The organism is Streptomyces sp. CRN 30, from assembly GCF_034105845.1.
Window position 1 is genome coordinate 22,890 of the sequence record NZ_JAVRHI010000223.1, and the last position, 7,236, is coordinate 30,125.

The 7,236-nt window shown below is 73.8% G+C and carries 5 protein-coding genes and 1 pseudogene; 3 read left to right on the forward strand and 3 right to left on the reverse strand.

Translation table 11 applies throughout. From position 1 onward, the window contains the following. The first annotated feature begins 125 nt into the window (after window positions 1–125). Both xylA and UW392_RS24075 read left to right on the forward strand, forming a co-directional pair. Window positions 126–1,292 carry a xylose isomerase gene (gene xylA / locus UW392_RS24070; protein WP_320777182.1) on the forward strand — a complete coding sequence of 389 codons (1,167 nt, stop codon included), beginning with the start codon at window positions 126–128 and terminating at the stop codon, window positions 1,290–1,292. Window positions 1,293–1,480: 188 nt separating this feature from the next. Continuing rightward, window positions 1,481–1,969: a hypothetical protein gene (locus tag UW392_RS24075; RefSeq protein WP_320777183.1), complete on the forward strand. Its 489-nt coding sequence runs from the start codon at window positions 1,481–1,483 to the stop codon at window positions 1,967–1,969. A gap of 12 nt (window positions 1,970–1,981) precedes the next feature. On the opposite strand, the gene UW392_RS24080 is transcribed toward UW392_RS24075, so the two are convergent. Together UW392_RS24080 and UW392_RS24085 are read right to left on the reverse strand one after the other, a co-directional pair. Further along, window positions 1,982–3,370, reverse strand: coding sequence for an SWF or SNF family helicase (locus tag UW392_RS24080; RefSeq protein WP_320777184.1), 1,389 nt, complete (start codon window positions 3,368–3,370; stop codon window positions 1,982–1,984). Continuing rightward, window positions 3,367–6,321 carry a DEAD/DEAH box helicase gene (locus tag UW392_RS24085; protein ID WP_414496675.1) on the reverse strand — a complete coding sequence of 985 codons (2,955 nt, stop codon included), beginning with the start codon at window positions 6,319–6,321 and terminating at the stop codon, window positions 3,367–3,369. Before UW392_RS24085 ends, UW392_RS24080 begins: the two co-directional genes overlap by 4 nt. Window positions 6,322–6,665: 344 nt before the next feature. Here UW392_RS24085 and UW392_RS24090 point away from each other — a divergent pair, with 344 nt between their 5' ends. Further along, window positions 6,666–6,848, forward strand: coding sequence for a hypothetical protein (locus UW392_RS24090; RefSeq protein WP_320777185.1), 183 nt, complete (start codon window positions 6,666–6,668; stop codon window positions 6,846–6,848). Between the two features lie 23 nt (window positions 6,849–6,871). Here UW392_RS24090 and UW392_RS24095 read toward each other — a convergent pair. Beyond that, window positions 6,872–7,236 (reverse strand): annotated as a pseudogene (locus tag UW392_RS24095) (hypothetical protein); the annotation flags it as partial.

A 7,236-nucleotide genomic window follows, 5' to 3' on the forward strand; every position in this document is an offset into this window, starting at 1 on the left:
CATCTCCCACCTCGAGGGCTTCCGCACCTCGAGACACCTTGCGTCTTCCCAGAGGTGCGTTCGCATACTAATTTGTTAAGCGCCATGACGAAATAGTCGGAGCGAAGCGAGCAAGGAGCCGTGGCATGAACTACCAGCCCACCCCCGACGACAGGTTCACCTTCGGCCTGTGGACCGTCGGCTGGCGCGGGAACGACCCGTTCGGCGACGCCACCCGGCGCGCCCTGGACCCGGCCGAGTCGGTACGGCGGCTGGCGGAACTCGGGGCCCACGGAGTCACCTTCCACGATGACGACCTGATCCCCTTCGGGTCCTCCGACAGTGAGCGGGAGGCGCACCTCAAGCGCTTCCGGCAGGCCCTGGACGAGACCGGCATGAAGGTGCCGATGGCCACCACCAACCTGTTCACGCACCCCGTGTTCAAGGACGGCGGGTTCACCGCCAACGACCGGGACGTGCGCCGCTACGCGCTGCGCAAGACGATCCGCAACATCGACCTGGCGGTCGAGCTGGGTGCCGAGACGTACGTGGCCTGGGGCGGCCGCGAGGGCGCGGAGTCGGGCGGCGCCAAGGACGTGCGCCTGGCGCTGGAGCGGATGAAGGAGGCCTTCGACCTGCTCGGCGAGTACGTCACCGCCCAGGGCTACGACATCCGCTTCGCCATCGAGCCCAAGCCGAACGAGCCGCGCGGCGACATCCTCCTCCCCACCGTCGGACACGCCCTCGCCTTCATCGAGCGGCTGGAGCGCCCGGAGCTGTACGGGGTCAACCCCGAGGTGGGCCACGAGCAGATGGCCGGGCTGAACTTCCCGCACGGCATCGCCCAGGCGCTGTGGGCGGGCAAGCTCTTCCACATCGACCTCAACGGCCAGCACGGCACCAAGTACGACCAGGACCTGCGGTTCGGGGCCGGCGACCTGCGGGCCGCGTTCTGGCTGGTGGACCTGCTGGAGAGCGCCGGTTACGCCGGGCCGCGGCACTTCGACTTCAAGCCGCCGCGCACCGAGGACCTGGACGGGGTGTGGGCGTCGGCCGCCGGCTGCATGCGCAACTACCTGATCCTCAAGGAGCGGGCCGCCGCCTTCCGCGCCGACCCGGAGGTGCAGGAGGCCCTGCGCGCCTCGCGGCTCGACGAACTGGGCCGGCAGACCGCCGACGACGGCCTCGACGCGCTGCTCGCGGACAAGTCCGCGTTCGAGGACTTCGACGTGGACGCGGCCGCCGCGCGCGGAATGGCGTTCGAGCACCTGGACCAGCTGGCGATGGACCACCTGCTGGGCGCGCGCGGCTGACGCTGTCCGGGGGACGGAACCACGGGGCGACGGAGAGGGAGGCGTGTGGTGGAGAGCACCTGCTGAGGTGGTCATCTGCGGCGCCTCCCTCGGCTCCCGGCCGCGCCCGGCCGGGAGCCGAGGCGTAGGTTCGCGGCAACTCCCGTGCGGGGGTCGCGGATCGACCGGCCGGGGTCGACTCTGGTCGTATGACCACGCCGCCGTCTCCGCCGCCGCCTCCGCCCCGGCCGCCGGGGCCGCCGGAGGACGCGCCGCCTCCGGGCGGTGGCGGTTTCGGCCCGCCGGCGGACGGTTACGGGCCACCGGACGGCCCCGGACCACCGGAGGACGAGGCCGGTGGCACTCCTCCGGGACACCGGAAACTGCTGCTCCTCCTGCTCACCGTGCTGGTGACCCTCGGCGCGGTCGCCGCCGTGGCTCTGGTGGTCACCGGAGGGAACGGAGCACCGGGCGAGAAGGTGCCCGCGGAGAGCAGCCGGGGGACGGAGCGCACCGCCACGCCGTCGTCGAGCCGTCCGCCCGAGATCCCGACCCAGCGTCCGAGCGGACTTCCCGGCGATCTGCCGACCGATCTGCCGACCGGGTCGCCGTCCGATCTGCCGACTGGTCTGCCGACCGGGCTGCCCAGCGAGTTGCCGAGCGGTTTCGCATCCCTCTTCCCCTTCGGCGGGCCGTGACGCCCTACCTGCCTACCCGCCCGTACGCCCGGGATCGTCGTCCCCTGCCGCCACGGCCAGTGCCGTCGCCGGGTCCTGGGCCGGAAGACCCGCCGGCACCCACTGCCCGGCCTGCTTCCGATACGGCCACCAGCGCCCGTCACGCCCCAGCCGCAGCTGGGCCGAACCACCGCTCACCGTCCACCGGTTGCCCGCGGCGCGCAACCGCGGACGCTCCTCCTCGTCCCAGGCCGCTTCGAGGGCCGCACGCGCGCGTGCCAGCGGCGTCCCCTCGGGGGCCCACTCGTCCTCCAGCACCGAGAGCGCGGCCGCGCCCCCGTACCGCCACGCGTGAACGGCGAGCGCCAACTCCTCCGGGCCGCGCCCGGATCCCCGGGCCAGACGCGTGAGGACCTCTTCCCCGGGGTCGCCCGCGGCGAGCCGGACGGCATCCTGCCCGACCGTCAGCTCTTCCCCCTTCGCCTCATGTGCCTCATGTGCCTCATGGGGGTGCTCGGCGCCGCCGAGCGCGTCGACGAGCAGCCGGTGCGCGTCCTCGGCGGCCCGGGCGGCCAGGAACTCCAGCGCGGCCGCGTCGACGCCCGCGGCGGGCCGGGCATCGGTGTCCAGGGAAGGGGGCGGGCCCGGCCGCGCGGGCGGCTCGGACGGCTCCGGGAGCGGCGGCAGGACGAGCCCGGCCACATAGGCCCCAGCGGCGTCCACGCCGTCCTCCGGCCCGCCACCGGACCCGCCCTGCAGTCCGTCCTCCAGGCCGCCCTCCGGGCCGTCCGCCGGAGCCCGGTCCGAACCGGCCGGAGTCGTGCCGGCCGAAGCGGTCCCGGCCGAAGCGGTCCCGCGTACCTGCAAGTCGTCCAGCAGCGACCGCTCCTCGCGCCCCCGCATCAGCAGCAGCACGAACGGATCCTGGTCGAGCAGGCGTGCCACCTGGTAGCAGAGCGCGGCCGTGTGGGCGCAGTGGTCCCAGGTGCCACAGTCGCATTCCGGATCGAGATCGCCGAGGCCCGGCAGGAGTTCGACGCCGGCGGCCGCGGCGTCCTCCACCAGGTGCGGCGGCATCTCCCGGTCCAGCAGGGCCGCGACGTGCCCGGCCCGTTCGACGGCCATGTCCAGGAAACGGTCCCATTGGTGCGTGGACAGCTCCTGCAGCAGGACGTCGGCACGGTGCGCGGTGCGGTCGCGGTCCTGCACGACCGCGGTGATGCGCCCGGGACGCACCGACACGGCGCCGACGGATCCCGCGCGCGCGAGCCTGCGCCCCGCCTTCACCTGCGCACCGTCGAGCGCCGCGTCCTCCAGCGCCCTCAGCCACGCCTGCCCCCACCAGGTCCGCGCGAATCCCCGGCCGTGCGCGGGCGGCAGCGCGGCGAAGGTACGCGCACCGTCGTGCTCGTCCGTGCTCATCGGAAGTCCCCTCGAAGTTCCACCAGGTCGGCCAGTTCGGCGTCGGACAGCTCGGTCAGCGCCGCCTCTGGGGAGCCGAGCACGGCCTCGGCCAGCTCCCGCTTGCGCAGCAGCATCTCGGCGATACGGTCCTCGACCGTGCCCTCCGCGATCAGCCGGTGCACCTGGACCGGCCTGGTCTGGCCGATGCGGTGGGCGCGGTCGGTGGCCTGCGCCTCGACGGCCGGGTTCCACCACCGGTCGTAGTGCACGACGTGTTCGGCCCGCGTGAGGTTCAGCCCCGTACCGGCGGCCTTCAGGGACAGCAGGAACACGGGGATCCCGCCCTCCTGGAAGCGGCCGACCATCGCCTCGCGCTCGTGCACCGGTGTACCGCCGTGCAGGAACTGCGACGGCACCCCCCGCGCGGCCAGGTGCCGTTCGATGATCCGCGCCATCGCCACGTACTGGGTGAAGACCAGAACGCCCGCTCCCTCGGAGAGGATCGTGTCGAGCAGTTCGTCGAGCAGTTCCAGCTTGCCCGACCTGCCCGCGCTCCTGGGACGTTCCTCCCTGAGGAACTGCGCCGGGTGGTTGCAGATCTGCTTCAGACCGGTCAGCAGCTTCACGATCAGTCCGCGCCGCTCCATGCCGCCGGCCCCGGAGATCTCCGCCAGCGTCTCGCGCACCAGGGCCTCGTACAGCCCCGCCTGCTCCTTGGTGAGGGACACGGCGCGGTCGGTCTCGGTCTTCGGCGGCAGTTCGGGCGCGATACCGGGGTCCGCTTTGCGGCGGCGCAGCAGGAAGGGTCGTACGAGCCGGCCGAGCCGCTCCGCCGCGACGGGATCACGGTTCCCCTCGACGGCCCGCGCGTACCGGGTGCGGAACGCGCCGAGCCTGCCCAGCAGTCCGGGTGTGGTCCAGTCGAGGATCGCCCACAGCTCGGAGAGGTTGTTCTCCACGGGCGTGCCGGTGAGCGCCACGCGCGCGCGTGCGCCGATGGTGCGCAGTTCCTTCGCCGTGGCCGAGTAGGGGTTCTTCACGTGCTGCGCCTCGTCCGCGACGACCATGCCCCAGTCCACGCCGGCCAGCCGGGGTGCGTCCAGGCGCATGGTGCCGTACGTGGTGAGCACGAACTCCCCGTCCGCCAGGCCGTCCAGGGCACGCCGTGACCCGTGGAAGCGGCGTACGGGCGTGCCGGGTGCGAACTTCTCGATCTCCCGCTGCCAGTTGCCCATCAGCGAGGTCGGGCAGACCACGAGCGTGGGCCCGGCCGCCGACGGGTCGCCCTGCCGGCGCAGGTGCAGCGCGATCAGCGTGATCGTCTTGCCGAGGCCCATGTCGTCGGCCAGACAGCCGCCGAGCCCGGACGAGGTGAGACGGGCCAGCCAGTCGAGTCCGCGCAGCTGGTAGTCGCGCAGGGTGGCGTCGAGCCCGGCCGGCTGTCCGACGAGCTCCCGGGCCCCCTGTCCAGCCGGGTCCGACAGCTGCTCCCGCAGGGCCGCCAGCCATCCCGTGGGCCGTACGTCGACCCGGTGCCCGTCGACCTCCGTGGAGCCCGCCAGGGCGGCACCGAGCGCGTCGATGGGCGTCACCTTGCGGTCCTGCCGGTCCCGGGCGCGGCGCGCCTCCTCGGGGTCCAGGAGCACCCACTGCCCGCGCAGCCGGACCACGGGGCGGCCGGCTTCGGCCAGTCGGTCCAGCTCCTGCCGGGTGAGCCGCTCCTCGCCCAGCGCGAACCACCAGCTGAAGGAGAGCAGGGTGTCGGCCGACAGGAAGGACGCGCCCGGACCACCGCGTACCCGGCCCCGACCGTCTCCCGGCCCGTCGTCCGATCCGTCGATCGGCCCGTCGATCGGCCCGTCGATCGGTCCGTCGTCCGGTGGTCCGATCACCGCGCGCGCGGTGAGCCCGCGCGCGAACTCCCTGGGCCAGTGCACGTCGACGCCCGCGGCCGTCAGCGACCGGCCGCCCTCGCCGAGGAGCTCGGTGACCTCGTCGTCGGCGAGATCGACCGAGTCGGGCACGGCGGCCGACAGCAACGGCGTGAGGGGTGGCCAGGCGCGCGCGGCGCGGCGCAGCGCGAGCAGGGCGTCCAGCCGCGCGCGGGAGCCGAAGCCCTCGACCCCGGCCCACACCGCCGAGGCGTCCGCGACGAGCGCCGGGTCGTCCACACCGTGCACCTGCGGCACGGCACGGAAGGACAACCGGGTCTCGTCCGCCACGGCCGACGCGAGCCCGGGCACCTCGATGCGCAAGGAGAGGCGTACGCCCGCGTCGTGTCCGGCGGCGACCTCGGCGGCCCAGGCCCGCTGTTCGGGCACGTGCTGCGGCTCCGGAGCCGCGAACGCCGGGCCGCCCGCCGCGAGCGCCGCCGCGGGGGAGCGGGGGAGCACGTCGACGACCGCGTCGAGGAAACCGCGCAGCAACCGCTCCGGATCCGGCAGCCGCAGCGGGCCACCACCGGTCGCGGTCATGGTGCCGGCCAGGGGTACGGCGTGTGCCTCGGGCGGCATCGCGGCGGCCAGCTCTCGGACCTGGTCGACGTGCTCCGCGCGCAGCGGACCCGCGCGCCACATGTCGTGCCCGGTCGCGGACAGGCCGGGCAGCAGCAGCCCCCGCGCAGCGAACCGCAGTCCGAGCAGCGCCGCCGTCGCCCAGAAGGCCGTCGCCCGGTGTGCCCGTGCGACGGCACGCGCGCGCGTGAGGACGGGCAGCGCGGAGCGCACCGGTACCAGGGCCGCGGGAACGCTCACCGCCTCGACACCGCTGCCGCTGCCGGCGGGCACGACGACGGTCAGCTCACCGGCCGTTGCGAACGAGGGCACGGGAGGCAGCTCCCCGTCGGTGCGCCAGAACGCCACGCAGCCGGTACGCGCCGGATCGCCGGGCACGAAGACGGCGCAGCAGTCGGCCAGTTCGTCGACGGTGCCGGTGAAGGGGGGTACCGCGGAGATCCTCTGTACGGCGATGACGCATTCCTCAAGTTTGACTACTGGAGTCGGAGTCGTTGAGGGTACAGCATCTCGTCGCCTCTCATCGGTGGCGGAACGGTGGCGTGGGTCACATACTGCTCGGAGCCCGCACCTCGCGGTTCCGAGGGCCTCCGGGCTCCGGATGCCCTGCGGCCGTGGCGTCCCCGGAGTTCGTCTCAGGGACGTATCAGGGACACATCAGGGTCGCGGCCAGGAACTGCCCGCGGCGCGGACCCGTTCTCAGGACGGACAGCGGCAATACGGGCAGCAATAGCGCCATCAGCGGTAGCACGGACAGTGGAACCACGGACAGCGGTAATGGCCGCGAAGGAGGCGACGAGATGTCGAAGAACGCGAAGATCGCCGCAGGGGGCGTGGCGGCAGGGCTGCTCCTGTGGATCTGGCTGCCTTGGTGGGTCGCCCTTCTGATCATCGTGGGAGTGCCGGCGGCGGCCTACCTCGCGCTGGACCCCGGGCAGCGGGGCAGGTTGCGCCGCGTGACGCGCAAGGAGCTCGGCCGCTGAGCCGGTAGCCGCCGGTCCGGCGCTCAGCCGGGCCGTACCGCCATCTCGTCCAGGGCCGCCAGCAGCCCGGGCAGTTCCCGTCCCCGTCCCACCGGAAGCACCTCTCCCGGCTCCTCGTCGAGGAGGACGAAGGCGATGTCGTCGGTCCTGGCCACCAGGGACCAGCCGGGACCGTCGACGCGGAGGGTCCGGGCGTCTCCCGGGGCGAACGAGGAACGGACGCGTCCGAGGGGCGGCGGCGCGTCCACGTACGCACGTGCCTGCGCGAGGACGCGGCGGATGCCGTGACGGGTGCCGTGCCCCTCGCCCGCACCGCCCTCCTCGCTGCCGCCCGCGCCGTGCCCCTCGTCGGCCGCGCCGTGACCCGCGCCGTGCCCCTCGCCGGCCG